Annotated in this window: 21 protein-coding genes and 1 pseudogene; 12 read left to right on the top strand and 10 right to left on the bottom strand. The window is 75.1% G+C overall.

What is annotated here, in order from left to right:
* Window positions 1-5: 5 nt before the first annotated feature.
* On the bottom strand, window positions 6-1295 hold the full coding sequence (locus tag ACL02T_RS26510) for an AI-2E family transporter (protein ID WP_412833494.1): 1290 nt from the start codon (window positions 1293-1295) through the stop codon (window positions 6-8).
* A 799-nt stretch (window positions 1296-2094) separates the two neighbouring features.
* Here ACL02T_RS26510 and ACL02T_RS26505 point away from each other — a divergent pair.
* Window positions 2095-2643, top strand: a complete 549-nt coding sequence (locus ACL02T_RS26505) for a hypothetical protein (RefSeq protein WP_412833493.1) — start codon at window positions 2095-2097, stop codon at window positions 2641-2643.
* A 185-nt stretch (window positions 2644-2828) separates the two neighbouring features.
* On the opposite strand, the gene ACL02T_RS26500 is transcribed toward ACL02T_RS26505, so the two are convergent.
* The 3 genes from ACL02T_RS26500 to ACL02T_RS26490 all read right to left on the bottom strand — a co-directional run bounded on the left by ACL02T_RS26500 (window position 2829) and on the right by ACL02T_RS26490 (window position 6117).
* Window positions 2829-4100: a D-arabinono-1,4-lactone oxidase gene (locus tag ACL02T_RS26500; protein ID WP_412833492.1), complete on the bottom strand. Its 1272-nt coding sequence runs from the start codon at window positions 4098-4100 to the stop codon at window positions 2829-2831.
* A gap of 20 nt (window positions 4101-4120) precedes the next feature.
* Window positions 4121-5404 (bottom strand): amidohydrolase family protein, encoded by a 1284-nt coding sequence (locus ACL02T_RS26495; protein ID WP_412833558.1) that lies wholly within the window; start codon window positions 5402-5404, stop codon window positions 4121-4123.
* Window positions 5405-5499: 95 nt separating this feature from the next.
* Window positions 5500-6117: an NYN domain-containing protein gene (locus ACL02T_RS26490; protein ID WP_412833491.1), complete on the bottom strand. Its 618-nt coding sequence runs from the start codon at window positions 6115-6117 to the stop codon at window positions 5500-5502.
* A gap of 167 nt (window positions 6118-6284) precedes the next feature.
* Between ACL02T_RS26490 and paaI the strand changes: the two genes are divergently transcribed.
* Window positions 6285-6677 carry a hydroxyphenylacetyl-CoA thioesterase PaaI gene (paaI, locus tag ACL02T_RS26485; protein WP_412833557.1) on the top strand — a complete coding sequence of 131 codons (393 nt, stop codon included), beginning with the start codon at window positions 6285-6287 and terminating at the stop codon, window positions 6675-6677.
* A 16-nt stretch (window positions 6678-6693) separates the two neighbouring features.
* On the opposite strand, the gene trmB is transcribed toward paaI, so the two are convergent.
* From trmB to ACL02T_RS26470, 3 genes are read right to left on the bottom strand one after another with little or no spacing between them, the layout of a single operon-like run.
* Complete coding sequence (gene trmB / locus ACL02T_RS26480; protein WP_412833490.1) at window positions 6694-7383, bottom strand: tRNA (guanosine(46)-N7)-methyltransferase TrmB; 690 nt, start codon at window positions 7381-7383, stop codon at window positions 6694-6696.
* A gap of 4 nt (window positions 7384-7387) precedes the next feature.
* A complete protein-coding gene (locus ACL02T_RS26475; protein ID WP_412833489.1) occupies window positions 7388-8419 on the bottom strand; it encodes a glycosyltransferase family 2 protein in 1032 nt (343 codons plus the stop codon).
* A gap of 49 nt (window positions 8420-8468) precedes the next feature.
* Window positions 8469-9197, bottom strand: a complete 729-nt coding sequence (locus ACL02T_RS26470; protein WP_412833488.1) for a glycosyltransferase family 2 protein — start codon at window positions 9195-9197, stop codon at window positions 8469-8471.
* A 476-nt stretch (window positions 9198-9673) separates the two neighbouring features.
* Between ACL02T_RS26470 and ACL02T_RS26465 the strand changes: the two are divergent.
* A pseudogene (locus tag ACL02T_RS26465) lies at window positions 9674-11506 on the top strand (DUF2339 domain-containing protein); the annotation flags it as partial.
* On the opposite strand, the gene ACL02T_RS26460 reads toward ACL02T_RS26465, so the two are convergent.
* Window positions 11420-13144 carry a PH domain-containing protein gene (locus tag ACL02T_RS26460; RefSeq protein ID WP_412833487.1) on the bottom strand — a complete coding sequence of 575 codons (1725 nt, stop codon included), beginning with the start codon at window positions 13142-13144 and terminating at the stop codon, window positions 11420-11422. The pseudogene ACL02T_RS26465 and the gene ACL02T_RS26460 sit on opposite strands and share 87 nt — an antisense overlap.
* 403 nt (window positions 13145-13547) lie before the next feature.
* Here ACL02T_RS26460 and ACL02T_RS26455 point away from each other — a divergent pair, with 403 nt between their 5' ends.
* The 4 genes from ACL02T_RS26455 to ACL02T_RS26440 all read left to right on the top strand — a co-directional run bounded on the left by ACL02T_RS26455 (window position 13548) and on the right by ACL02T_RS26440 (window position 17784).
* Window positions 13548-14444, top strand: coding sequence for a hypothetical protein (locus tag ACL02T_RS26455; protein ID WP_412833486.1), 897 nt, complete (start codon window positions 13548-13550; stop codon window positions 14442-14444).
* Window positions 14434-14763 (top strand): hypothetical protein, encoded by a 330-nt coding sequence (locus ACL02T_RS26450; RefSeq protein ID WP_412833485.1) that lies wholly within the window; start codon window positions 14434-14436, stop codon window positions 14761-14763. The genes ACL02T_RS26455 and ACL02T_RS26450 overlap by 11 nt, the downstream gene beginning before the upstream one ends.
* Window positions 14764-14830: 67 nt before the next feature.
* On the top strand, window positions 14831-16396 hold the full coding sequence (locus ACL02T_RS26445) for a TldD/PmbA family protein (protein ID WP_412833484.1): 1566 nt from the start codon (window positions 14831-14833) through the stop codon (window positions 16394-16396).
* Complete coding sequence (locus tag ACL02T_RS26440) at window positions 16393-17784, top strand: metallopeptidase TldD-related protein (RefSeq protein ID WP_412833483.1); 1392 nt, start codon at window positions 16393-16395, stop codon at window positions 17782-17784. The genes ACL02T_RS26445 and ACL02T_RS26440 overlap by 4 nt, the downstream gene beginning before the upstream one ends.
* Window positions 17785-17953: 169 nt before the next feature.
* Here ACL02T_RS26440 and ACL02T_RS26435 read toward each other — a convergent pair whose 3' ends face one another.
* Window positions 17954-18772 carry an alpha/beta fold hydrolase gene (locus tag ACL02T_RS26435; protein ID WP_412833482.1) on the bottom strand — a complete coding sequence of 273 codons (819 nt, stop codon included), beginning with the start codon at window positions 18770-18772 and terminating at the stop codon, window positions 17954-17956.
* A 217-nt stretch (window positions 18773-18989) separates the two neighbouring features.
* On the opposite strand from ACL02T_RS26435, the gene ACL02T_RS26430 reads away from it, so the two are divergent.
* Together ACL02T_RS26430 and ACL02T_RS26425 are read left to right on the top strand one after the other, a co-directional pair.
* Window positions 18990-19703, top strand: coding sequence for an alpha/beta fold hydrolase (locus tag ACL02T_RS26430; RefSeq protein ID WP_412833481.1), 714 nt, complete (start codon window positions 18990-18992; stop codon window positions 19701-19703).
* Window positions 19704-19911: 208 nt separating this feature from the next.
* A complete protein-coding gene (locus ACL02T_RS26425; RefSeq protein ID WP_412833480.1) occupies window positions 19912-20241 on the top strand; it encodes a hypothetical protein in 330 nt (109 codons plus the stop codon).
* 69 nt (window positions 20242-20310) lie between these two features.
* Here the strand turns inward: ACL02T_RS26425 and ACL02T_RS26420 are convergent, their stop codons facing one another.
* Window positions 20311-20451: a hypothetical protein gene (locus ACL02T_RS26420; RefSeq protein ID WP_412833479.1), complete on the bottom strand. Its 141-nt coding sequence runs from the start codon at window positions 20449-20451 to the stop codon at window positions 20311-20313.
* Window positions 20452-20619: 168 nt separating this feature from the next.
* On the opposite strand from ACL02T_RS26420, the gene ACL02T_RS26415 reads away from it, so the two are divergent.
* The 3 genes from ACL02T_RS26415 (at window position 20620) to mctP (ending at window position 24562) form a co-directional block, all read left to right on the top strand.
* Window positions 20620-22446 (top strand): phosphoenolpyruvate carboxykinase (GTP), encoded by a 1827-nt coding sequence (locus ACL02T_RS26415; protein WP_412833478.1) that lies wholly within the window; start codon window positions 20620-20622, stop codon window positions 22444-22446.
* Window positions 22447-22634: 188 nt separating this feature from the next.
* Entirely contained in the window at window positions 22635-22907 is a 273-nt protein-coding gene (locus ACL02T_RS26410; protein ID WP_412833477.1) for a DUF3311 domain-containing protein, read from the top strand.
* Window positions 22907-24562, top strand: coding sequence for a monocarboxylate uptake permease MctP (mctP, locus tag ACL02T_RS26405; RefSeq protein ID WP_412833556.1), 1656 nt, complete (start codon window positions 22907-22909; stop codon window positions 24560-24562). The genes ACL02T_RS26410 and mctP overlap by 1 nt, the downstream gene beginning before the upstream one ends.
* Window positions 24563-24640: the final 78 nt, after the last annotated feature.

Genomic DNA, 24640 nt, shown 5'->3' with positions numbered 1-24640 from the left:
GGGGGTCAGCCCGAGCGGCGCAACCGGCTCTGGACCCGGCTCCACCAGGACGGCACCCGGACGCGGTGCGCGGTCTCGGCGTTGGCCTCGTGCGGGTCGACGGCGTTGATCGTGCGGGCCGGGGGCTCGTCGTCGCGCACGAAGGAGCGGACGGCGGCGCTGACCACGGCGAGCAGCGGCACGGCCAGCAGCGCGCCCGGGATCCCCGCGATGACGACGCCCGCGGCGACCGCCAGTACCACCGCCAGCGGGTGCAGCCGCACGGCGCGCCCGAGCAGCAGGGGCTGGAGCACGTGTCCCTCGAGCTGCTGCACCGCGATCACCACGGCCAGGATGATCAGGGCCGGGATCGGCCCGTTGGCCACCAGCGCGATGAGCACCGCGACGGCGCCGCTCACCACCGCGCCGACGGTCGGGACGAACGCGCCGAGGAACACCAGCGCCGCCAGCGGGACGACCAGCGGCACGCCGACGGCCCACAGCCCGATCCCGATGCCGATCGCGTCGACGAACGCCACCAGCACGGTCGCCCGGGTGTAGCCGACGAGCGTCGCGAAGGCCCGCCGGCCCGCGATGTCGACCTTCTCCCGACGCGCCCGCGGCGCGGCCTTCAGCAGGAACGCCCAGATCCGGCGGCCGTCGTACAGGAAGAAGATCAGCGTGAAGATCGTGAGCGCGAGCCCCGCGCCGACCTCGGTGATCGTCGCGGCGGTGGTGAGGGCGCCGGAGGTGAGGTCGGCCTGGTTGTCGGTGATCGCCTGGCCGATCTGCGCGGGGATGTTCCGCAGCTGCTCGGAGCTGAGGTTGAACGGCGGCCGCGCCAGGAACTGCTGGATGGAGGTCAGGCTCGCGGTCAGCTGCTGCTGCAGCTCCTCGAAGCCGCCGATGAACGTGTTGATCACGAAGGACAGCAACCCGCCGATGATGCAGAAGCCCGCGACGACGGTGATCGCCACGGCCGGGCCGCGCGGGACCCGGCGGGCGACGAGCCAGTGCACCACCGGTGCCATGAGCGCGGAGATCAGCGCGGCGATGGCCACCGGGACCACGACGACCCGCACCTGGATCACGAGGAAGACCAGCAGGCCGAACGCCGCGGCGATGATCAGGGTGCGTGCGGCGACCTCGGAGGTCACCCGGAGTGGGGTGGGGATGGAGGACGCGGCGCCGGACCGGCTGCGCTGCTCGGGGACGACCGGGGACGGCGGGGGCACCGGGGCGCCCGGGGGCTCGGGGGTGCGTGGCGCCTCGCCTGCGATCCCGGGGCTGCTCCCGCCCGCTCGATCGTCGGTCATTCGCGCACGGTAGCCCCTCGGCCCTCCTCCCGCGGAGGCGTTCGGGGACGACCTCCACGCTGGAGCGGGGTGGCTCTGTTCCGGTGGTCGGGAGTTGCGGTGTTGACCGAGTTGGCCTAGCGTCCGCCAGCCTTGATTACTCTGCGCCGAATTACACTCGTGTAGTTGACCGCCATCAGGACGGCTACTGGTCTCTCCGGGTGAGCAGGCGGTGACTCTGCGGAGTTCCGGGTGGTTGCGACATCACCGAGGACCGTAGCGATCGTCGGCCGCGCGCCGGACGGCTGACACGCAGCCCGACGGGCATCACGCCCGAAGGTGTGGCGGGGGCCGACCCCGGGGTGCGGACCCGGACATCGTGCGGACCTGCGGCTCGGCGCACGGGCGGGGTCGCCGCGGCCGGCTCCGGGGCTCACCCCGGTGATCATCGGGACGGTCCCGACGGGAGCCGCGCGGCCGGGTCGTCCCGATCGGGTGAGCGTCGGGCGGAGCTGCAGGTACCGACCCCTCGCGAGGTCCGTGGGACACCCGGGACGTCCCGCCGGGACGTCACGGAGCGTCTCGAAGGAGGCTCCTTCGAACGCGGAGAGCAACGGCAGCCGCTCTCGGGTGCGCTCACACCACCCGAACGAATGGAGATGGCCCGAAAGCGCGTAACGACCGCTCCCGACCCGTTTCCCCGAGAAGGTGACCCCGTTGTGGGTGGTGTGTGCGGCCGAACGGTCCTGTGGGGACAGGTCCGATGGCAGCATCGCGCGGCACACGGACGACGCGAGTGGGAGACACGGAGGTGCGGGGCGTGACCGACAGAGAGCGAGCCCTCGACGGGGCGGTCGGCCGGCGGAAGGCCATGGTGCGGGTGCGGGGTGTCGAGGACACCGGTCCGTTCCCGGGGCGCCACGCGAGCCGGACCGAGATCGCGGCGGAGACGCCGATCTTCCACGCCCTCACGGTCGGCGGCTGGCGTGGCCGGCAGTCCGAGCCGGCCGCGCGCCCGGCCCCGGCCACCCGCCGGTCCGGCCGTCGCTCGGTCGACGCGATCGAGGACTTCCGCCGCGACCCGCTCACCGCTCCGATCCCGGTGCAGGCGTACACCACGCTGGCCGGGCGCGCCGCCCCGTCGGTGCCGGCGCCGCCCGCGCCGCCGGCCCCGGCACCCGTGTCGGCCGGCCACGATCGCGCCCCCCTCTACGCCGCGCACGTCCCGACCTACGCGCCCGCCGCGCCCGCCTACACCTCGCTGACCGACACCGGTCCGCAGGCGCTGGGCGAGCTGTCGTCGCGGACCGGTCGCCACCACCGCCGGGCCGTCGGGTCCGGGGCGGGGCACCACCACCTGGCGTACTGACGCCGCTCGGGAAGGACGCCGGGGCCGGGGAGCCCCGGTGACGAGGGAAGAGGACGGACCGCGGCAGCTTCGGGCCGCGGCGGACGTCGGTCGGCTGGGGAGCGGACCGTCGTCGACCAGGGGGCCGGTGGCCCGGGGTCCGGGGGAGTGACCGGATCGCGGAGCCACCGGCCCTCGTTCGTGGGTCAGGGGCCGAGGAGGGCCTCGAGGTGGGGGCCGCCGAAGAGGCGGTCGGGGTCGAGCCGGTCCCGGACGGCGAGGAACTCCGGCAGCGTCGGGTAGGCCAGCTTCATGTCGGCCGCCGTCCAGGGATGGCGCCCGGCCCAGTGCGGCCGCCCGCCCATCCCCTCGAGTACCGAGCCGACCAGCCGGAACAGCGGGTCGTGGTCGTCACCCCGGTGGGCCCGCACCATGATCCAGCCGGTCGCGCGGCCGTGAGCGGGATGCAGCCAGCCCGTCTCGGCCGGCCCCGTCCGCACCTCCACCGGCCGCCGTATCTCCAGGTCGCGCGCCGCCGTCGCCGCCCCGAGCTCCCGGACGGCCGCTGCGAGCGCCTCCCGCGGCAGCGCCCACTCGGTGAACCCGCCCCGCAGGGGGTGCGGGTCGGGCAGGAGTTCGTGCGCCGTCCCGGTCACCGTGCCCTCCCAGCGCGGCGCGGGCCGGGAACGCTGCGCCGACCACTGCGCCGACGCGGTGTGCCCCAGCCGCGTGACGGCCCGGCCGAGCGCCTCCACCGGCCCGCCGGGCGCGGGCTCGGGTTCACCGGCGGCCGGGCCGGCCCATCTCAGCAGCGCCTCCCGGGTGGGCAGGTGCACGTCCACGGTCGCGAACGGGTGGGCGTCGAGCGGGCCGCCGCCGGCGAGGGCCTCCTCCGCCCCGACCGCCTCCTCGCGCGCCTCGACGACCTCGGCCGGCACGGTCCGCAGCTCCACCTCGGTGACGATCCCGAGGGCGCCCAGTCCAGTGCGTAGCGCGTCGAGTGCGGCGTCCGCATGCGGCGCCCAGGGCGGGTCGTCCTCCGAGACCGAGCGGACCCGGCCGGTACCGTCGACGAACCGCATCGCGACGACCTGCTCCGACAGCGACCCGATCGCCGCGCCGCCGCCGTGCGTCCCGGTCGCGATCGCGCCGGCGATGGTGGCCCCGGGCGCGTGCGGCACGGTCGCCAGCGCCCGGCCGCGCTGCGCCAGCGCCTCCTGCACCGAACCGATGGTGGCACCCGCCCGGGCCCGGACCGTGTCGGAGGTGATCGCGACGATCCCGGTGAGCGCGGAGCAGTCGACGTGCACCTCGTCGGTGAGGGCCAGGGCGCTGTCCGACAAGCCCGAGCCGACCGGGCGGAGCGTGTGGCCGCGCTCGGCGGCACGCCGCACGGCGGCGACGACCCCCGCCTCGTCGAGCGGCCGGTCGGTCCGCCGTGGCCGGCACTGCTGCCCGCCCCACCAGTTGACCCACATCACGGACGAGGGTAGGTCGGTCAGTGGTGCAGGCGCGCGGCGACGGCCCGGAGGTCCGCCAGCGCCCGCGCGGCGTCGACCTTGACCGGCTCCCCGTCGTCGACCACCTGCTCCCCCGCGACCCACACGTCCCGCACCAGCCGGGACCCGCCGGCCCAGACGAGGTTGGACAGGAGCTGGGCGTCGTCGTCGGGGTCGAGGAACGCCTGGTCGTCGAGGTCGACATGCACGAGGTCGGCCCAGCGGCCCGGCTCCAGCGCCCCGATGTCCGCCCGGTCGATCGCCTCGGCGCCGTCGCGGGTGGCCATGAGCAGCACGTCCGCGGCCGTGAGGGCGGCGGCGTCGTCCTCGCGGACCCGGGCGAAGAGGGCCGCGAGCCGGGCCTGGTGCCAGAGGTCGAGATCGTCGCCGGAGGCCGGGCCGTCCGTGCCGAGCCCGATCCGGACGCCGGCGCGCCGCAGGGCGGCGACCGGGGCGAGGCCCGCCGCCAGCTTCCCGTTCGACCCCGGGCAGTGCGCCACCGCGACGCCGTGGCGCCGGTACAGCGCGACGTCCTGTGCGGACAACTGGACGGAGTGCGCGGCGAGCACCCGGCCGCCGAGGGCGCCGACGGCTGCGAGCTGGGCAGGGACCGAGCCGTACTCCTCCCGCTGCGCGACGTCCTCCTGCCGGGACTCGGCGACGTGCACGTGCAGCAGCGCGCCGCGTTCCCGGGCGGCCTCGGCCGTCGTGGTCAGCGCCTCGGGCGGCAGCGTGTAGGCCGAGTGCGGGCCGTACCCGAGCTCGACGCGGTCGTGCGGGCCGGAGCGCAGCCCGTCGGCGTCGATCCGGGCGGAGACGCCGTCGCGCATCTCCTCCCAGGTGCCGAGCCGGTCCCAGCCGGGCGCGGCGATGATCCCCGGGGTCAGCAGGACGCGGGAGCCGGCGGTGAGCACGGCGTCGACGACGGCGTCGGCGAAGAAGTACATCTCCACCGAGGTGGTGGCGCCGGTCCGCAGCAGCTCCACGACCCCGGCGGTCATCCCGACCCGGACGTGCTCGTCGGTGAACCGGCCCTCGGCCGGCCACATGACGTCCTGCAACCACGACAGCAGCGGCAGGTCCCCGCCCATCCCGCGCAGCGACAGCATCGGGGTGTGGCAATGGGTGTTGACCAGGCCGGGCATGAGCAGGCCGGGCAGCTCGTGCACCGGCCCCTCGGGTGCGGGGGCCTGGGTCCGCGGCCCGACGCGGACGATGCGTCCGTCCGGCCCGACGTCCACGATGCCGTCGCGCAGCACGGGGAACCCGGGCCCGCAGGTCAGGACGACGGGCGCGGCGAAGCGAGCGCCCCCGGTGGTCGGCCCGGTGGTCGGGCCGGGAGTCGGCCCGGGCGTCGGTTCGAGGGTGGGCCCGCCGGTCACCGGCGCGGATCGAGCAGCGAGCGCAGGGACCGGAAGGGCGGGAGCCAGGCGCCGGTGTCCGGCAGGGTGTCGAGCGTCATCCGCGGCAGCGGCTCGCGGAACACGCCGTCGATGTCCTCGAGGTCGAGGAAGGAGATCGTCTCGGAGTTGAGCGCGAAGTTCGCGTACTCCCGGAAGCCGATCACCGTGACGTCCGTGTGCTGCTCGATCAGCTTCTCGAGCGGCTCCCGGAAGGCCCGTCCGTCGCCCGACGCCACCACGACGTGCCGGAGGTGGCCCTCCTGCGACCGCATCTCGATGTGCCCGAGCATGTCCTCGTCGATGTCCGAGTCCTCGGTGACCTTCGGCTTGGCGAAGACCGCGAACCCGACGTTGCGCAGGGCCTCGACCCACGGCCGCACGACCTCGGTCGACCCCGGCACCACGTTGGTGAACACGCACGCCTCGGCCACGGCGTCGGGACCGGCGAGGTCGAGCAGCCAGCGGCCGACGGCGTCGAACCGCGGGCGGAAGGCCGAGGTGGGCCGTGCGCCCAGCAGGGAGCCGAGGCTCATGTCCATGTTGGGCGCGTCCCAGACGAGCAGCACGCGCGGGAGGGGGCCGGTCGACGTCACGGGATCCGGGTCCCCCGGGGCTGGGTGCGCATGCCCGTGACCCTATCCCGACTCCGGTGCCCGCGGCGGCCCGTCACACTGACCGGGTGAGCACGAATGCAGCAGCCGGCCCCCCGGACGGTTCCGCGGCGGATCCCCAGGTCACCGCGGAGCGGGTCGCGACGGCGATGGTGCACCACGACCAGGCGGTCCGCGGCGCGGGCATCCGGCTCGTCGACGTGGGCCCGGGGCGGGCGCGCACCGCCCTGACGGTGGAGGAGCGGCACGTCAACGGGCACGGCATCGTGCACGGCGGGTACCTGTTCTTCCTCGCCGACGCCGCCTTCTCCTTCGCCTGCAACAGCCACGGCGTCTCGACGGTGGCCTCCGGCGGCGACGTCGCCTTCCTGCGTGCGGCGCGGGTCGGCGAGCAGCTGGAGGCGGAGGCGGTCGAGCGTGCGCTCGTCGGGAGGTCCGGGCTCTACGACGTGACGGTCCGGACCGCGGCCGGCGAGGTGGTCGCCGAGTTCCGGGGCCGGTCCCGCGCGGTGCCGCACCTGCCCGCCCCCACCCTGGACTGACGCCGACGCCGTTCGGTCAGCGCACGTACAGCAGGTCCCGGATCGCCCGGCCCTCGCGCACCGCGCGCTGCTCGAACTTGGTCAGCGGGCGGGAGTCCGGCCGGGGCAGCCATCCCTCGGGACCGGCGTCGGGCGCGCGGTGCAGCAGGGCGCAGGCGTCGCACACCTCGCACATCTGCAGTGCGTAGTGCTCCCAGTCCGTGGCCAGGTGCAGCCATCCGCCGGGACGCAGCCGGGATGCGGCCAGCGCGACGAACCCGGGCTGGACGAGGCGGCGCTTGTGGTGGCGCCGCTTCGGCCACGGGTCCGGGAAGAAGATCCGGATGCCCTCGAGCAGGCCGTCGGGGATCGCGCGGTCGAGGAGGTCGACCGCGTCGCCGCGCAGCAGCCGCAGGTTCTCCAGGCCGGCCTCCTGCCGCAGGATGAGCAGCCGCGCCAGCCCGGGCTCGTAGACCTCGACGGCCAGGTGGTTCACCGAGGGCGCCGCGGCGGCCATCGCGGCGGTGGCGTCGCCCATCCCGGAGCCGATCTCCAGGATCGTCGGGGCCGGGCGGCCGAACACTGTTTCGGGATCGAGCCGCTCGACCGCGGCGACGTCGCCGCCGTACTCCGGCCACCACCGGTCCCACGCGTGCTGCTGGCCCTCGCTCAGCCGGTTGCGCTGGTGGACGAAGGAGGGGATGCGATGGGAGGCGGAGCTGACCATCGACTCAGTCGGGCACGTCGGCCGCGGGCAGGGAGACGTGCGAGGTGGCGCCGGGCAGCTTGCCGCGGACGTAGCCGGCGGTGGTGAACCCCAGGCAGGCGACGACCGCCGCCGCGGCGGCCGGACGCTTCGCCCGCACCTCGCGGACCAGTGCCCTGGGCAGCACCGTCGCCACGTACCTGCTCTCGGTCGACAGCGCGTCCCCCTGGCCCACGAGCTTGGAGACGGCGGCCTTCGACAGGCCCTCGGCCCAGCTGCGGCGGAGCAGGTAGGACCAGTCGACCCGGTCCTCGGAGACGCGGTGGTCGACCTCGGCGCGCGGCTCGAAGAGGATCTTCACCTCGCGCCCGTCGGCCCGGTAGGCCTGGCGGGCGCGGATGCACAGCTCGGTCTCCTCGCACCCGAGGGGGTTCTTGCCGATCCGGCCGATGTCCTCGGCGAACCCGCCGACCCGCTTGAACACCTCGCGACGCAGGGACATGTTGCAGCCCATGAGGTTGCGGACCTCGGCCTGCTCGGTGGGCTGGCCGGTGTAGGTGCAGCCGACGACCCAGTCGAGCTCGCCGGTCGCGTCCCGCCCTCCGGGCGCGCCCGGGAGGGTGGCGGGCCGGCCGGAGTCGTCGACGGCCGCGCGCGCGACCGGCCACCGCGGGTGCGCGACCCCGCCGACCCCGATGACGTCCGGGTCGGCGTAGGGCGCGAGCAGGGCGCGGAGCCAGCCCGGCCGGGCGGACGCGTCGTCGTCGAGGAACACCACGACCTCGCCCGTCGCCCTCTCCACGGCGGTGTTGCGCGCCCCGGACAGGCCCTGCTTGTGCGCGTTCGGCACGACCTGCACCTGCGGGAACGCCTCGCGCGCCCGCCCGAGCAGCCCCTCGTTGTGGTCGACGACCACGATCGTCTCCACCGGTAGCACGTCCTGCGCCGCCACCGACTCGACGGCGGCGACGATGTCGGCCCACCGCTTCTCGGTGTAGACGCAGACGACCACCGTCGCGGTGACCGGCGGCTCGGGTGCGGGCTCGAACAGGTTCACGGGGCGGGGTCCTCCGGGTGCGGTCCGCCGGCGGCCGACGCCTCGCGGGTCAGTCCTTGCGCTTGTCGGCGCGCCGGTGCTCGGAGAGCAGGGTACGCAGCACCCGTGTGCCGTCGGCGAAGGTCCGCAGGTTCGTCTCGCCGAACATGCGCTGTTTCTCGACCGACGGCACCTCGGTGATCGTCAATCCGGCGGCGGCGATGCGGCAGTTGAGCACGGTCTCGATCTCGAACCCGTCGCCCCAGAGCATCGTGCCGTCCTCCGGCTGCGGCTCGCCCGGGTCCGGCAGCTCCAGCACCGGGAGCAGGTCGGCCCAGAAGGCGTTGTAGCCGTAGCAGAGGTCGGTGTACGACGTGCCGAACAGCGCGTTGGCCACCGAGTTCAGGCCGGCGTTGCCGGTGCGGCGCAGCAGGGTGATGTCGTCGCTGCCACCGCCGGCCGCGAACCGGGTGCCCTTGGCGAAGTCGGCGCCCGCCACCAGCGCCGAGACGAACGCGGGGATCTCCGCGGGGTCGGCCGAGCCGTCCGCGTCGAACATCACGATCACGTCGCCGGTCGCCGCGGCGAACCCGCACGCCATCGCGTTGCCCTTGCCCTTGCGGGTCTGCGTGATGCAGCGCACCCCCGGCAAAGTGCGACGCGCCGTGCCGATGGTGTCGTCCGTGGAGTTGCCGTCCACCACGATGATCTCGTGCACCGCGGGGCGCACCGCCGCGATCTGCGGCAGGACGACCTCGAGGTTGCGGGCCTCGTTGCGGGTCGGCACGACGACCGTCACGGCCGGATTGCCCGAGCGCCGGGGCGACGGCCGCGGGCGCGGCCTGCGGATCCCGGCCGGCGGGGCGGACGGGCCGCCGGGCGGCGGGTGGAAGCGCCCCGGCGGCGGCCCGGGCGGCAGGGTGCCGGGCGGTGCCGGGCGATAGCCGGCGGGCGGGGGCCCGTAGGAGCCGGGACGTGGGCCCGGTCCGGGATGCTGCCCGGGGCCGCCGGGCCGAGGTCCGCGGTACGGCGGCGCCCCGGGCGCGCCGGGGGGCGCCGGCGACGAGGCCGGACGGGCGGGCGTTACGGCGCTCACTCAACCTCCAGACGGGTCCGCTCCAGTCGGGACAACGAGTCGTCGCCACCCCCGGTTACGGGTGATCGCGATCTCACTCGCCGGGGATCGGGCCGGCCGGGGAGCGTGACCATGTCGTGACCCGATCCTCGTAGTCGTACGCATCCTGACGGGTCCGATCGGGGGCAGGCTCTCCCACCATGTCCGAATCGACCGGTCGTCCGCCCGCGCTCGACGAACGGCTGCTGTCGGTGGCCGCGGAGCTCGCCGTCCTGGGCCGCCGGGCCGACGAGCTCGGCGGGACGGTGAACGCGCTGGTCACCGAGCTGCGCGGGGGTGCGCCGGACCTCGCCGCGGGTGCGCACGCGACGGGTGGGGCGGGGCTCGGGCCGGACGCCGTGCGACCGTCCGCCGACGCGGCGGCACCGCCCGTCCCGCCGCGCGTGTCGCGGCCCTACATCACCGATCCTGTGACCACGCTGTGGACACCACCGTCGGGTGTGTCGCCGTCGCCCGCCGGTGGCCCCTGGGGCCCGCCCCCGGCGGGCTTCGGCCCGCCCGCGGGGCAGGGGTTCCCGTACCCGGCACCGATCGGGCCGCGCCCGCCCACCGCGGTCGAGCGGCTGCGGGGCCGGATCTCGGGGCCGGCGCTGCTGGCGGTGACGGGCGGGGCGGTGACCCTGCTCGGGGTCGTGCTGCTGCTCGTGCTGGCGGCCTCGCGGGGGTGGTTCTCCCCGCCGGGGCGGGTGGCCGCCGGCGCCCTCCTCGGCGCCGTCCTGGTGGGCCTCGCCCTGCGGCTGCACCGGCGGGCCGAGGCGCGGACCGGCGCGCTCGCGCTCGCGGGCACCGGCGCCACGGCGCTGTACCTGACGGTCGCGGCCGCCACCGCGCTCTACGGCCTGCTGCCCGACGTCGCCGGGCTGGCCGCTGCCCTCGCCGTCGCGGCCGGAGGGGTCGCGCTGGCCGACCGCTGGCGCTCGCGGGCGCTCGCCGTCGGGGCGGTGGTCGGGGCGGCCCTGCTGGCGCCCTTCGTCGCCGACGGGCCGGGCCCGCTGCTCGTCGCCCTCGTCGTGGTGCTGCAGGCCGCCGCGATGCCGGCGGTGGTCCGGCACGGCTGGGGTGTGCTCGGGGCGACGGCCGCCACCCCGCCCGCCCTGTACGGCCTCGTCGGCCCGTACGACGAGCCGCTCGGCCCCGCGGTCGCGGCCGCGGTGGCGGCGCTCGTGGTCGGGCTCGGCCCGGCCCTGCTACCCGACCGGCCCGGCACCCGACCGGCCCCGGTGGCGGCGGCGTGGGTGGTCGCGGCCGCCCCGCTGCCGCTGCTGGCGCTCGCGGCGCGGACCGACCGGTGGCCGGGGGCCGGGCTGGCGCTGCTCGCCGCGGTGGCGCTGCTCGCCCTCGCGATCCCGGCGGGCCGCGCGGCCGTCCGGCTGACCGCGCTGGCGGCCGGCTCGGTGGCGGTCCTCGAGGCGACCGTGGTGGCGTTCGACGGCGGCACGCTGCACGCGGTCCTGCTCGGCGAGGGTGTGGTGGTCCTGGTCGCCGCGGCGGCCGTGCGGAGCCGCGTGGCGGCCCTCGCCGGGGGCGCGTTCGCGGCGGTCGGATACCTGGGCGCGCTCGCCGGCGGGTTGCCGGACCCGACCTCGGTCCCCGCCGTGCCGGTGCCGCTGCGCGGCCTCGTGCTCGGCGTCCTCGTCCTCGCGGCGGCGGTGGCGGCGCTGGTCGCGGCCGGCCGGACCGGCGTGATCCGCGCCGACGCCCGCACCGCGGTGCTCTGGGTCCCGCTCGCGCTCGTCGCGCTGCACGGCGCCACCACCATGGTGGTGACCGCAGCCCTGCTGGTGTCGCCCGACCGCACCGGGTTCCTCGCCGGGCACGCACTCGTCACGGTGTCGTGGACGGTCGTGGCGCTGGTCCTGCTGGCCCGCGGGCTCACCCGTCCCGCACTACGGGCGGCGGGCGCGGTCCTGGTGGTGGCGGCGGTCGGCAAGCTCGTGCTGTTCGACCTGCTCGCGCTCGACGGCCTGGCCCGGGTCGCGGCCTTCCTCGGCGCCGGGCTCGTCCTGCTGGCCGCCGGGCACCGCTACGCGCGGCTGGTCGCCGGGGGCACGCGCGGGGACGGGACCCGAGGCCAGGAACGGGCCGAGGAGTGACGGCGTGGCCTCGCCGGCGAGCCGGAGCGCCTCCCGCCCGTCGACGTCGTGGGCGTGGAAGGCGCCGCGGCCGGCCGCGGTGGTCGCGCCGAGCGTGACCAGACCCGTGCGTCGCTGCAGGACCGTCTGGCGCACGGTCCAGCCGATCACGCCCTCGAGGTGCAGCGCGACGGTGCTGCGCCGCAGCGACCCGGCGCGCACCACGAGGTAGCCGCCGACCACGGCGTGGCCGAGCCCGCGGTAGGTGTCGAGGGCGATCGCCGCACCGGCCGGTGCCCCCACGACGAGCAGGACGCCCGCGACCACCAGCAGCCACGTCGCCCCGGTGGCCACGCCGGCGACCAGCAGCGCGAGCACCGGGGGCAGGACGGCGAGGGCGGCCCGCCGCAGCCGGCGGCCCCGAGCGGCGGGCGGGTGCGGGCGCAGCGCCGCGGCGGTCGGCGAGCGCGACTCGCCCAGGATCAGCGCGGCCACCCGCTCGGCGAGCCGGCGCGGCGCCGTCGGCAGCAGGGTGCGATGCTCGGTGCTCTCGCTGCCGCTGCCCACGAGCAGGCCGGTCGCCACCGCGTCGACCCGGGCACCGCCGGCGAGCCGCACCCCCAGCGGCTCGACGAGCTCGACGCCGGTCAGGCGCCGCTCCTCCAGCGAGATCGACCGGGTGGTGAGCACCCCGCGGCGGACGCGGAGCGTGCTGCCGGGCTCGCGGTCGAGCCGGAAGCCGCTCCACGTCTCGGCGTAGACCAGGAACGCGACGACGGCGCCGCCCAGCAGGATCGCGATCAGGGCGAGCCCGATCCGCGCCGCCGGCGGCAGGTCGCGCAGCGGACCGCCGAGCGGGCGGTCGACGAGCGCCAGGAGCAGGGTGAGCACGGCGACCCCGAACAGCGGGGTGGCCGCGGTGAGCGGGCCGTAGCGCAGCCACCGCGGGTCCAGCTCGGCGATGCGGCCGTCGGCCGGACCCGCGGGCGGTCCGCCCGCGGACCGCATCCGGTCGAGCAGCACCGTGCGCAGCCGGTCCGCCTCCATCCGCTCGACCGGCCGGAGCCGCAGGGTCGCCTCGCCGCGCCCGCGCTGCTGGCCCGTCCCGACGCGCAGGGTGACCAGGCCGAACGCCCGCAGGACCGGGCCTGCGGTCACGTCGACGGTCCGGACCCGCTCGATCGCCATGCTCCGGGCCCGGCGGACGATCACGCCGGTGCGCAGCTCGACCCGGTCGGCGGTGACGCGGTAGCGGGAGCAGCGCCAGCGGGCGTACGCGGTGGCGACGGCGAGCCCGACGAGCAGCAGCGCGATCGCGAGCGTCCAGAGGGCGACCGGGCCGGCGAGCTCGGGCTCACGGGCGGCGACGGCGACCACGGCCGACGCACCCAGGACCGCGACGGCGACCGTCGTCAGCACCCCGGCGACCGGCACGCCGCGCTGGTCCAGGCCGGTCCAGCCGGCCGGGTCGGGTTCGAGGCCGGCGGTCCCGGCCGGGTCGGCCGTGAGACCGGCACCGGGCGGTGCGCCGGGCCTCATCGGCCCGCTCCCCCGCCCCGTCGACCCACGGCCGTCCCCCCGTCCTGTCGCGTTCTCCCCGACCGCCCACTCTGACGTACCGGCGGCCCGTGGGCGAGGGGTGGGGTGCGTTCGGGCGGAACTCGGGCATGCGCAGCGGCGCGGAACAGCGCCGACCTCGCGGACGGCGCGGACGACCCGGACGACCCGGACGACCCGGATGACCCGGACGACCCGGACGACCCGGAGCGGTCGCCCGTGCCCGATCACGCGCCGGGCCGAGACGGCCGCTCCGAAGACCCCGCCGCTCCGGGGCTCCGACGGCCACGGTGGTCCCCGCACCGACCGCGGCGGGTGTTCACGACGGTGAACGGTTCCGCCGTTCCCGCCCCACCACCACTCCGGGCGCGCCAGGCTCCTGCCCGTGACCACCACCGCCGTGCCCCCGCCCACCACCCGTCGGCACGCGCAGGCCCTGCGCGCCAGGCGGTCCGAGCTGCGCGAGGCCCTGGCCGAGGTCGACGGGCGGCACCGGGCGCGGCTGCGTGGTGATCTCGCCCTCGTCCGGCTCCGCGCGACCGCGGATCTCACTGCCTCCCTTCGTGACCTGCATGCGCTCTGCGGCCCGTGGATCAGCGGGCCGCGCACCGCCCTGCCGCCGGTGCTCGGCCCGGCGCTCGACCGGGTCTGCGGGGCCGTGCCGGGCCGGGTGCGCGAGGAGGCCGAGGCCGTCGTGCGCCGGATCGCGGGGCGGATGCTGGGTCCGGTTCCGCTGCCGCCCGAGATCCTCCCCTGCTCGGCGCACACCCCGTCCCCGTCCGGCCCGTCCCCGTCCGGCCCGTCCCTGTCCGGCCCGTCCCTGTCCGGCCCGTCCCTGTCCGGCCCGTCCCTGTCCGTGCCCTCGCCGACCGTGCGGGGGCTGCCCGAGCCCCCGCGCCGGGTCGGCCGGCTCGACGCGCTCGTCCGGGCGGGGTCCGGCACGGGCGTGGTGCGACTGGCGCTGGTGCTCGTCGCGGGAGCACCGGCGCTCGGACTGTCCGTCGCGGGCGGGCGCACCCTGCTGCCGCTCGCCCTCGGGCTGGCGCTCGCGGCGGTGGTGCTGCTCGCCCGGCGCCGGCGGGCGGCGGTCGAGCGCGAGCGGTGGGCGTACTGGCTCGACACCGCGCTGCGGGACGCCGAGGCGGGCGCGGCCGCCGCGGTGTCGGCCCTGCTCATCGACCTCGAGCGACGGTCCACGGAGCTGCTCGACCGGATCGCGGCGCAGCGCCGCGGTGCGCTCTCCGCGGAGCTGCGTGCGCTGGGAGGCCCCGGTGCGCCCTGACCGGCCGGACGACGTCGACGCCCCGGTCCTCGCCGAGCCTCTCGCGTCCGGAGTGGACCCGTGGTCCGGCGGTGCGCCGACCCGAGTGGCCGTCGGACCGGCCGACGTGGACACGGACGCCGACGGTTACGCCGACACCACCGTGGTGGCTGCCGGCCCGGACCTGCTGCTGCACACCGACCTCGACGCCGACGGCCTCGCCGACCGGGTCCTCCGCCTCGGCCCCGGCACCGTCGCGCCGGCGACCCGACCGTCCAGCGCGGACGAGGACGGGGAGGTGCGGTGGTGGGCCCCGTGGACCTGGTTCACCGACCCCTGACCGGGCGAGGTCGGCGGCTCGTGCCGTGGAGGTGCCCCGTTCCGGGCAGGTGCGCGATAGTGGGCGGGTGGTCCCCGGCTCCCGTCCCCCCGATCCCGCGGCCCCCGGACTCCTGGGGCCGGACCCGGTCGACGCCGTCGACCCGGAGTTCCGGTCGCTCCCGTTGCAGGCCTTCGCGGGTGCGGCGCTGAGCCGGGCCCGGCTGCTGGGTGCGCAGCACGCCGACCTGCGCGTCGAGCGCATCGTGTCGCAGCGGATCTCCTTGCGGGACGGGACCGTCGAGGCCGTGTCGGACGGCGTCACCACCGGGCTCGCGGTCCGGGTGCTGGTCGACGGGGTGTGGGGCTTCGCCTCGCACGTCGAACTGACCGTGCAGGCCGCGAGCGCCGCGGCGGAGCGGGCGGTGGCGGTGGCACGCACCCTCGCGCCCGTCGCGCAGGAGCGGGTCGAGCGCGCGGACGAGCCGGTGTACCCGAACGCGGTGTGGGTGTCCGCCTACGAGATCGACCCGTTCACCGTGCCCACCCGGGAGAAGGTGGAGCTGCTCACCGACTGGTCGCAGCGGCTGCTGGCCGCCGACGGGATCGACCACGTGCAGGCCTCGGTCACGCAGGTGCGGGAGTGCAAGTTCTACTCCGATCTCGCCGGTACCACCACGCTGCAGCAGCGGGTCCGCGTCGAGCCCGGGCTCAGCGCCACGACCGTCGACCCGGGAGCCGGCACCTTCGAGTCGATGCGCACCCTCGCACCGCCCGCCGGTCGCGGCTGGGAGTACCTCACCGGCACGTCCCACGACTGGGCGGACGAGCTCGCCCGGTTGCCGGAGCTGTTGGCGGAGAAGACGAAGGCACCGTCCGTCGAGCCCGGTGCCTACGACCTGGTGATCGACCCGACGAACCTGTGGCTGACGATCCACGAGTCGGTCGGGCACGCCACCGAGTACGACCGCGCGATCGGCTACGAGGCCGCGTACGCCGGCGGCTCCTTCGCCACCCCGGACCGGCTCGGCACGTTGCGCTACGGGTCCGGGCACATGCACGTGACCGGCGACCGCACCGTCCCGCACGGCCTGGCCACCATCGGCTACGACGACGACGGCGTCGCCACCTCCGAGTGGGACCTCGTCCGCGACGGCACGCTCGTCGGCTACCAGCTCGACCGCACCTTCGCCCCCCGCCTGGGGCTCGAGCGGTCCAACGGCTGCGCCTTCGCCGACTCCCCGCACCACGTCCCGATCCAGCGGATGGCCAACGTCTCGCTGCAGCCGGACCCGGTGCGCGACACCACGACCGACGAGCTGATCGGCGGCGTGGAGCGCGGGATCTACGTGGTCGGCGACCGCTCGTGGTCGATCGACATGCAGCGCTACAACTTCCAGTTCACGGGGCAGCGCTTCTTCCGGATCGAGAACGGCCGGCTCACCGGACAGCTGCGCGACGTCGCCTACCAGGCGACCACGACCGAGTTCTGGGGCGCGCTCGCCGCCGTCGGCGGGCCGTCGACCTGGCGGCTCGGCGGGGCGATGAACTGCGGCAAGGCCCAGCCCGGGCAGATCGCGCCGGTGAGCCACGGCTGCCCGAGCGCGCTCTTCCGCGGCGTGAACGTCCTGAACACCCGGGAGGAGGGCGAGTGAACCCGGTGTCGAGTGCCGCGCTCACTCCACAGACGACGGTCGAGCGGGTGCTCGCGGCGGCGGCCCACCTCGCCGGCTGCGTCGTGATCGTCTCGCAGACGAGCGAGGCCGTGCTGCGCTGGGCCAACTCCACGATGACCACGAACGGGCACACCACCTCGTCGCGCGTCACGGTGATCGCCTTCGTGGACGTGCCGGGCGGGACCGCGGCCGGCACGGTGTCGTCGGGCGAGGAGATCACCGAGGTCGCGCGGCTCGGCGAGCTCGTCGCCGCGGCCGAGCGCAGTGCCCGGGACGCGGGACCGTCGCGCGACGCGGCGCCGCTGCCCGAGCCGGCGGGCGACGCGGACCCGGGCTGGGCCGAACCCGCCGCGGCGACCTCGATCGCCGTCTACACCGACCTGGCCGCGGGCCTCGCCGAGGTCCTGGCCGGACCGTTGCGCCAGTTCGGGTTCGCCGACCACTCCCTGACGACGACCTGGCTCGGCACGTCCACCGGCGTCCGCCGCCGCTGGGTCCAGCCGAACGGCTCGGTCGAGCTGAACGTCAAGGACGCCGGCTCCTCGGCATGGACCGGCACCGCGACCACGGACTTCACCGACGTCGACGTCCGGGCCCTGGCCGCGGAGGCCGAGCAGCGGCTCGCCTGGGGTGCGCGGAAGGTGCGCCTGGATCCCGGCCGCTACGAGACGGTGCTGCCGCCCTCGGCCGTCTCCGACATGCTCGTCTACGCGGGCTGGTCGATGGAGGGGCGCGCCGCCCAGGAGGGGCACAGCGCGTTCACGGGCAAGGCCGGCGTCGGCGAGCGGCTCACCGACCTCCCGCTCACCCTGTACTCGGACCCCACGGCGGCGGGGCTGGAGTACGAGCCCGTCGTGATCACGTCGAGCTCCGGCGGCGGGGTCAGCGTGTTCGACAACGGCGCCCCCACCCGCCGGGTCGACTGGATCCGCGAGGGAGTGGTCGGCGAGTTGGTGTACTCGCGGGCCGAGGCGGCCGAGTTCGGCACCGCGTTCACCCCGCCCGGGGACAACCTGCTGCTCACCGGCGGTTCCGCCGCCACGGTCGACGAGATGGTCGCCCGCACCGAACGCGGCCTGCTGCTGACCTGCCTCTGGTACATCCGCGAGGTCGACCCGGCGACGCTGCTGCTCACCGGGCTGACCCGGGACGGCGTCTACCTGGTGGAGGGGGGCGAGGTCACCGCCGAGGTCGACCACAACTTCCGGTTCAACTACTCGCCGCTGGACATGCTGCGCCGCACCGCCGAGGTCGGCCGCACCGAGCCGGCGTTGCCGCGGGAGTGGAAGGACTGGTTCACCCGCGCGCGGATGCCCACGATGCGGATCCCGGACTTCCGGATGTCCTCGGTGTCCCTCGGGAAGTGAATGCCGGGACGTGGACGCCAGGAGGTGGACGCCGGGAGGTGAACGCCGGGACGTGGACGCCGGGAGCGCAGCACCGGGCCGTGCGCGCCGGCGGTGACCGTGGGACCGGCGGTGACCGTGGGACCGGCGGTGACCGTGGGACCGGCGGTGACCGTGGGACCGGCGGTGTTCACCGGCCCAGGTGCCGGTCGAGGAACTCCCCGACGAGCGGCCCGAACGCCGCCGCCCCGGTGAGCGGCGCCCCCTGACCCGCCCCGGGTACCGCCGCGCGCTCCCAGTCCGGCCGCGCCCCGACGAGCAGGTCGACGAGCGCCCGGACCGGTTCGACCGGGGTCGGGGAGTGGATCAGCAGCGTGGGTGACTCGGCGGTGGCGACCTCGGCGAGGGTGAGGCCCGGGTCCGTCAGCGCGTCGAACTCGGCGAGGCGGTGCCCGAGCGCCGCGTGGATCGCGGCCCGGTGCTCCGCGGGCAGCCGGTCCCACACGCCGGTGCCCAGCCAGTGGTCGGTGAGCGCGCGCGCCCCCTCGTCGCGCCTGCCGGCGGTGAGGTCCGCCCGCAACCGGTCCCGGGAGGCCCGGACGTCGTCGAGCAGGTCGCCCCGGCCCGCCCGGGCGAGCAGGGCGAAGGGCATCGGCTCGATCAGGACGAGGGCCCGTACCCGCTCACCGAGCTCGACGGCGGCGCGCATCGCGACGGCACCGCCGAAGGAGTGCCCGACGAGCGCCAGCCGCTCCGTACCGCCGGCCGTCACCGCGTGCACCAGCCGGACCGCGTCGGTCAGCGTCTGCGGCCGCGCGCCCGACCACGGCGGGGTGGCGCCGTGGCCGTGCATCTGCAGCGTCAGCACCCGGTAGCGGTCGAGCAACGAGTCGGCGAGCGGATCCCACACCTGCCGCCCGCCCGCGACCGAGCCGAGCAGCACCACCGGCGGACCCGCGCCCACGCGGTCCACGTCGACCTCGACGACCCCACGTCGTACCAGCACCATCCGATTCGTCCCCCCGTGTCGGGACTCGGCCGGGGACGAGCGCGCGTTAGCCGTGCAGCGAGGAGATCCACTTCCGCGGCCGGCGCCGAGACCAGGCAGTACCTGCAGCTGGTGCTCGGCCGCTCGTTGCGCGGGGCCGGTCTGGTGGTCCTGGGCCTGCGCGGGCGCGGCCGCAACAGGACAGGATCCGTCCTGTTTTGCCTCTACCGTCTGCCTCATGACGACATACGTGCTGGTCCCGGGGTTCTGGTCGGGGGCCTGGGTGTGGGACGCGGTGGCGGCCGAGCTGCGCGCCGCGGGACACGAGGTGCACCCGGTGGCGCTCGGCCACGAGCCGGACGCCACCGCGGAGAGCCACGTCGACGACGTGGTGCAGGCGCTCGAGCAGGCCGGCCCGGCGGTCCTGGTGGGACACAGCGGCGGCGGGCCGGTCTGCGCGGCCGCGGCCGAGCGCGCCCGGGACCGGGTCACCCGGCTCGTGTTCGTCGACACCGGCCCGCTGCCCGACGGGACTCCCCAGATCGACTTCAACCCCCCGGAGGCGCAGGAGTGGATCCGGGCCCGGGTCGCCGACCGGGGGGCGCAGCCGATGCCCACCCGTGCCGAGTTCGCCCGGCTGGGCACGAGCACCGAGGGGCTCGACGACGAGACCTTCGCCGACCTGCACGCCCGCTCGCTCCTCGAACCGGCCGGGGTGATCCTCACGGGCGTGCGGCGCGGCCGGCCGGACCCGTCCCTGCCGAAGACGGTCGTGGCGTGCAGCTTCACCGAGGCCCAGGCACGCGAACTGATCGCGGCCGGTGTGCCGGCCTTCGCCGAGATGGCCGGGCCCGAGTGGTCGTTCGTCGAGCTGGCGACCGGGCACTGGCCGATGCTGGGCGAGCCGGTGGCCCTCGCCGAGCTGCTGGCCGGTCTCGGCGACCCGGCCTGAGCGGGGCCGCGCGAACACCCCGCTCACCCCGCGGTCAAACGCCGTTCGGCGCTTTCCCTCGTCGTCCCCGGAGGTCCGTCCGGCGCGTCGCGCCCCCGCGGGCGTGACCGGTCCGCACCATGTCCGTTGAGCCTCGGTCGGAGGAAGTCATCGAGCAGCCCGTCCCGCGCCACCGACGCCGCGGCCGACGAGTGCGAGGAGGTCGGACGTGTCCCTGGACGCCGTGAGTGCGTACACCCTGGTCGTGGGCGACGAGGACGGCCCGGCCGACGTGCAGGTCTTCTCCACGGCCGAGGCCGCCTGGCGCGCGCTGGACGCGGAGATCCGTGCCCGGTGCGGGATGCGGCCCCGGCCGCGGCGGGTCACCGATCCCGAGGCGGCCGCCCGGCTGGCCGACGCCTGGCGGGCCGGCGAGCCCGAGGCGCGCTTCTGGCAGGTGCAGGCACACCGGCTGCCGATCCTGCTCCCGGCCATCGCCGGGACCCCGACCCGGCCCCCGGGCCGCCCGACGCGCACGGGTGCGTTGCGCAGCGCCTGACGAGGACGGGAATTGCTGTTCCGTCGAGCATCGTTGCGTTTTTCGAATTCATAAGGCCTGAGCCCGATTTCACACGGGTGTCATGAGGTCGTCGCATCCCTGAACCACGCCGGGCCTCGTCGCGTCCCGCGGCGGCGGCGCCGACTCGGCCGGATCCTCCGCGAACGCGGTGGTGAGGACGGTGGTCAGGCCGAACTGAATCGATTCCATGATCGGTGCTGTGAGTCAATCGACAGTTCGCGCCGATGTGTGGAACCGGGCCCGACCGGTAACCTCCGTAGTCATCTTTCCCCGTTACAGGCCTCGTCCCGACCAGGCGAGGTCCTGCCAGCATTCCCCGGCCGGGGAACGGGGGCCGGCCAGGCTAGGAGACTCACGATGACCGCAGCGACCGTCCCAGGGATCGACGATGCGCCCACGACCAACGCGCGCCTGCTGTCATGGGTGCGTGAGATCGCGGAGCTGACGACGCCGGAGGCCGTCGTCTGGTGTGACGGGTCCGCCGCCGAGTGGGACCGGATGACGAGCCGCCTCGTCGAGGCCGGCACCTTCGTCAAGCTGAACGAGGAGCGCAAGCCCAACAGCTTCTACGCCGCCTCCGACCCGGACGACGTCGCGCGGGTCGAGGAGCGCACCTTCATCTGCTCGGCCACCGAGGACGGCGCGGGTCCCACGAACAACTGGGCCGACCCCACCGAGATGCGCGAGACGCTGCGGGGGCTCTTCCGTGGCTGCATGCGCGGCCGCACGATGTACGTGATCCCCTTCTGCATGGGCCCGCTCGACGCCGAGGAGCCCATGCTGGGCGTCGAGATCACCGACTCCGAGTACGTCGTGGTCTCCATGAAGATCATGACCCGGATGGGCGCCTCGGTGCTACCGCTGCTGGACGGCCCCGCGGGCGAGAAGTTCGTCCCGGCGGTGCACTCGGTCGGTGCGCCCGTCGAGCCGGGGCAGCAGGACGTGCCCTGGCCGTGCAACGAGACGAAGTACATCACCCACTTCCCGGAGACCCGGGAGATCTGGTCCTTCGGCTCGGGCTACGGCGGCAACGCGCTGCTGGGCAAGAAGTGCTACGCGCTGCGGATCGCCTCCGCCATCGCGCACGACGAGGGCTGGCTCGCCGAGCACATGCTGATCCTCAAGCTGATCAGCCCCGAGGAGAAGGCCTACTACGTCGCGGCGGCCTTCCCGTCGGCCTGCGGCAAGACCAACCTCGCGATGCTGCAGCCGACCATCCCCGGCTGGCGTGCCGAGACCGTCGGCGACGACATCGCGTGGATGCGCTTCGGCGAGGACGGCCGGCTGTACGCGGTCAACCCCGAGTTCGGCTTCTTCGGCGTCGCGCCGGGCACGAACTGGAAGACCAACCCCAACGCGATGCGCACCATCGAGGCGGGCAACTCGATCTTCACCAACGTCGCCCTGACCGACGACGGCGACGTGTGGTGGGAGGGCCTGGAGGGCGAGCCCCAGCACCTGACGGACTGGAAGGGCAACGACTGGACGCCCGAGTCCGGCACGGACGCCGCCCACCCGAACTCCCGCTACACCACGCCGATCTCGCAGTGCCCGGTCGTGGCGCCGGAGTGGCAGGACCCGAAGGGCGTGCCGATCTCGGCGATCCTCTTCGGCGGCCGCCGCAAGACGACGGTCCCGCTGGTGACCGAGGCCCGTGACTGGCAGCACGGCACCTTCATGGGCGCCACCATGTCGTCGGAGAAGACCGCGGCCGCGGCCGGCGGGCTCGGCCAGGTGCGCCGTGACCCGATGGCCATGCTGCCCTTCCTCGGCTACAACGTCGGCGACTACTTCCAGCACTGGGTGAACGTCGGCAAGAGCGCCGACGCCGGCCAACTGCCGCGGATCTTCTACGTGAACTGGTTCCGCCGGGGCGAGGACGGGCGCTTCCTGTGGCCGGGCTTCGGCGAGAACAGCCGCGTGCTGAAGTGGGTCATCGAGCGGATCGAGGGCAAGGCCGCCGCGGCCGAGACCCCGATCGGCTACGTGCCCACGCCGGACCAGATGGACCTCGAGGGCGTCGACGCCTCCGCCGAGGACGTCGCCGCGGCGCTCGCCGTGGACCCCGAGGAGTGGAAGCAGGAGATCCCGCTCATCGAGGAGTGGTTCGACAAGGTCGGCCACAAGCTGCCGACCTCGATGCGCGACGAGCTCGAGAACCTCAAGCAGCGCCTCGGCATGTGAGCTGAACGCGCGCCTCGCGACGGCCCGTCCCGGACATCCGGGGCGGGCCGTCCGCGTGCCGGGGCCATCCCGTCCGGGTGTCGCGTCCACCGCGGTCGGCGCACATCCGGCGGTCTGCCCGTGGCCGATCTACGATGCGCCGCAGTCCGAGGGCCGGTCTGCGTCGTCGTCGATCGAAACGGGGTGTGATGGCCGCACACGGTCGAGGCTCCGGCGGGTTCCGCTGGAGCCCCTGGAACCTGCTGCTCCTGGTCCCGCTCCTCATGCTCGTCACGCCGTGGTTCAACAGCACGGACCCGGTGCTGTTCGGGATGCCGTTCTTCTACTGGTCCCAGTTCCTGTGGGTGCCGGTCGGCGTGGTCTGCGTGCTGATCGTCTACCTGCGGACGAAGGGCGACGGCGAGTACGCCCCCGATGCCGACGAGCGCGTCGACGACCTCGACGAGGGGGCCCGGCGGTGATCCAGTGGGTGGAGCTGTCCGTCTTCGTCGTGCTCTTCGGCGTGGTGACGGTGCTGGGCTTCGTCGCCTCGCGCTGGCAGCGGGGCGGCGGGCTGGACCACCTCGACGAGTGGGGGCTGGGCGGCCGCAAGTTCGGCGCGTGGATCACCTGGTTCCTCGTCGGCGGCGATCTCTACACGGCCTACACCTTCGTCGCGGTGCCGGCACTGATGTTCGGCGCGGGCGCGCTCGGCTTCTACGCGCTGCCGTACACCGTGGTGCTGTACCCGCTCGTCTTCCTGCCGGTCCTGCGACTGTGGTCGGTCTCCCGGGTGCACGGCTACGTGACGCCGGCGGACTTCGTGCGCGGCCGCTACGGCAGCTCCCTGCTGGCCTTCCTCGTCGCGCTGACCGGCATCGTCGCGACGATGCCCTACATCGCGCTGCAGCTCGTGGGCCTCGAGGCCGTGCTGCGGACCATGGGCCTCAACGGCACCGGGTTCGCCGGGCACCTGCCACTGCTGATCGCCTTCGTGATCCTGGCGGTCTACACCTACCAGTCCGGGCTGCGGGCGCCGGCGCTGATCGCGTTCGTCAAGGACATCCTGATCTACCTGGTCATCCTGGTCGCCGTGATCTACCTGCCCGCGAAGTTCGGCGGCTGGTCGGCGATCTTCGGGGCGGCGTCGGACAAGCTGGCCCAGCCGAGCCCGGCGACCGGGCGTCCGCAGGGCTCGATCCTGCTGACCGGCACCAACCAGCTGCAGTACATCACCCTGGCCCTCGGTTCGGCGCTCGCGCTGTTCCTCTACCCGCACTCGCTCACCGGCGTGCTCGCCTCGCGCGGGCGGGACGTGCTCAAGCGGAACATGGTGGCGTTGCCGGCCTACTCGCTGCTGCTCGGGCTGCTGGCCCTGCTCGGCTACGTCGCGATCGCCGCGGGCGTGAAACCGATCACCAACAACGCGACCGGGCGCGCCGACACCAACACCATCGTCCCCGTGCTGTTCGACGGCCAGTTCCCGAGCTGGTTCGCGGGCGTCGCCTTCGCGGCGATCGGCATCGGGGCGCTGGTGCCCGCGGCGATCATGTCCATCGCCGCGGCCAACCTGTGGACGCGCAACATCTACAAGGAGTACCTGCACCGCTCCGCCACGCCCGCACAGGAGGCGCGGCAGGCCAAGCTGGCCTCGCTCGTCGTCAAGTTCGGGGCGGTGGCGTTCGTGCTCTTCGTCGACCCGCAGTTCTCGATCGACCTGCAGCTCATCGGTGGCGTGATCATTCTGCAGACGCTGCCTGCGGTCGCGATCGCGCTCTACACCCGCTGGCTGCACCGCTGGGCGCTGGTGGCGGGCTGGCTCGTCGGCATGGCCTACGGGATGTACCTGCTGTCCCTCATCCCGAACCCCGCGGCAGGCAAGGCGCACTTCGGCGGCTCGGCACTCACCCTCGACAAGCTGACGCTCGTCGGCTGGCACCCGTTCGCCGGCTCGTCGGTGCAGATCTACGTGGGCTTCGTGGCCCTGGTCCTCAACCTGCTGGTGGCGGTCGTCGGCTCGGCGGTGCTGCACGCGCTGAAGGTCGGCAACGGCCCCGACGCCACGCGGGGGGTCGACTACCACGTCGACGAGGGCTCGAAGCGGCTCCGCCCGGTCGCGGACGTCCTGACCCACTGACTGCCCGTTCGTGGGCTGCCCGGCGCCGGTCCGACGGCCGTTCGGGCGCCCTCATACGCGGTCGTGCGGCCGAACGAG

Origin of the sequence: Pseudonocardia oceanicola, from assembly GCF_047200735.1 — a bacterium.
Classification (GTDB): domain Bacteria; phylum Actinomycetota; class Actinomycetes; order Mycobacteriales; family Pseudonocardiaceae; genus Pseudonocardia.
This window is presented reverse-complemented; position numbering and strand designations above follow the sequence as displayed.

What these genes read in the sequence shown, in the direction of transcription:
- ACL02T_RS26500 (WP_412833492.1), bottom strand. Translation starts at nt 4,100, where the DNA reads ATGTGGGTCAACTGGTGGGGCGGGCAGCAGTGCCGGCCACGGCGGACC.
- ACL02T_RS26435 (WP_412833482.1), bottom strand. Translation starts at nt 18,772, where the DNA reads ATGGTGCTGGTACGACGTGGGGTCGTCGAGGTCGACGTGGACCGCGTG.
- trmB (WP_412833490.1), bottom strand. Translation starts at nt 7,383, where the DNA reads ATGGTCAGCTCCGCCTCCCATCGCATCCCCTCCTTCGTCCACCAGCGC.
- ACL02T_RS26460 (WP_412833487.1), bottom strand. Translation starts at nt 13,144, where the DNA reads ATGAGGCCCGGCGCACCGCCCGGTGCCGGTCTCACGGCCGACCCGGCC.
- ACL02T_RS26430 (WP_412833481.1), top strand. Translation starts at nt 18,990, where the DNA reads ATGACGACATACGTGCTGGTCCCGGGGTTCTGGTCGGGGGCCTGGGTG.
- ACL02T_RS26410 (WP_412833477.1), top strand. Translation starts at nt 22,635, where the DNA reads ATGGCCGCACACGGTCGAGGCTCCGGCGGGTTCCGCTGGAGCCCCTGG.
- ACL02T_RS26420 (WP_412833479.1), bottom strand. Translation starts at nt 20,451, where the DNA reads ATGGAATCGATTCAGTTCGGCCTGACCACCGTCCTCACCACCGCGTTC.
- paaI (WP_412833557.1), top strand. Translation starts at nt 6,285, where the DNA reads ATGGTGCACCACGACCAGGCGGTCCGCGGCGCGGGCATCCGGCTCGTC.
- ACL02T_RS26510 (WP_412833494.1), bottom strand. Translation starts at nt 1,295, where the DNA reads ATGACCGACGATCGAGCGGGCGGGAGCAGCCCCGGGATCGCAGGCGAG.
- ACL02T_RS26415 (WP_412833478.1), top strand. Translation starts at nt 20,620, where the DNA reads ATGACCGCAGCGACCGTCCCAGGGATCGACGATGCGCCCACGACCAAC.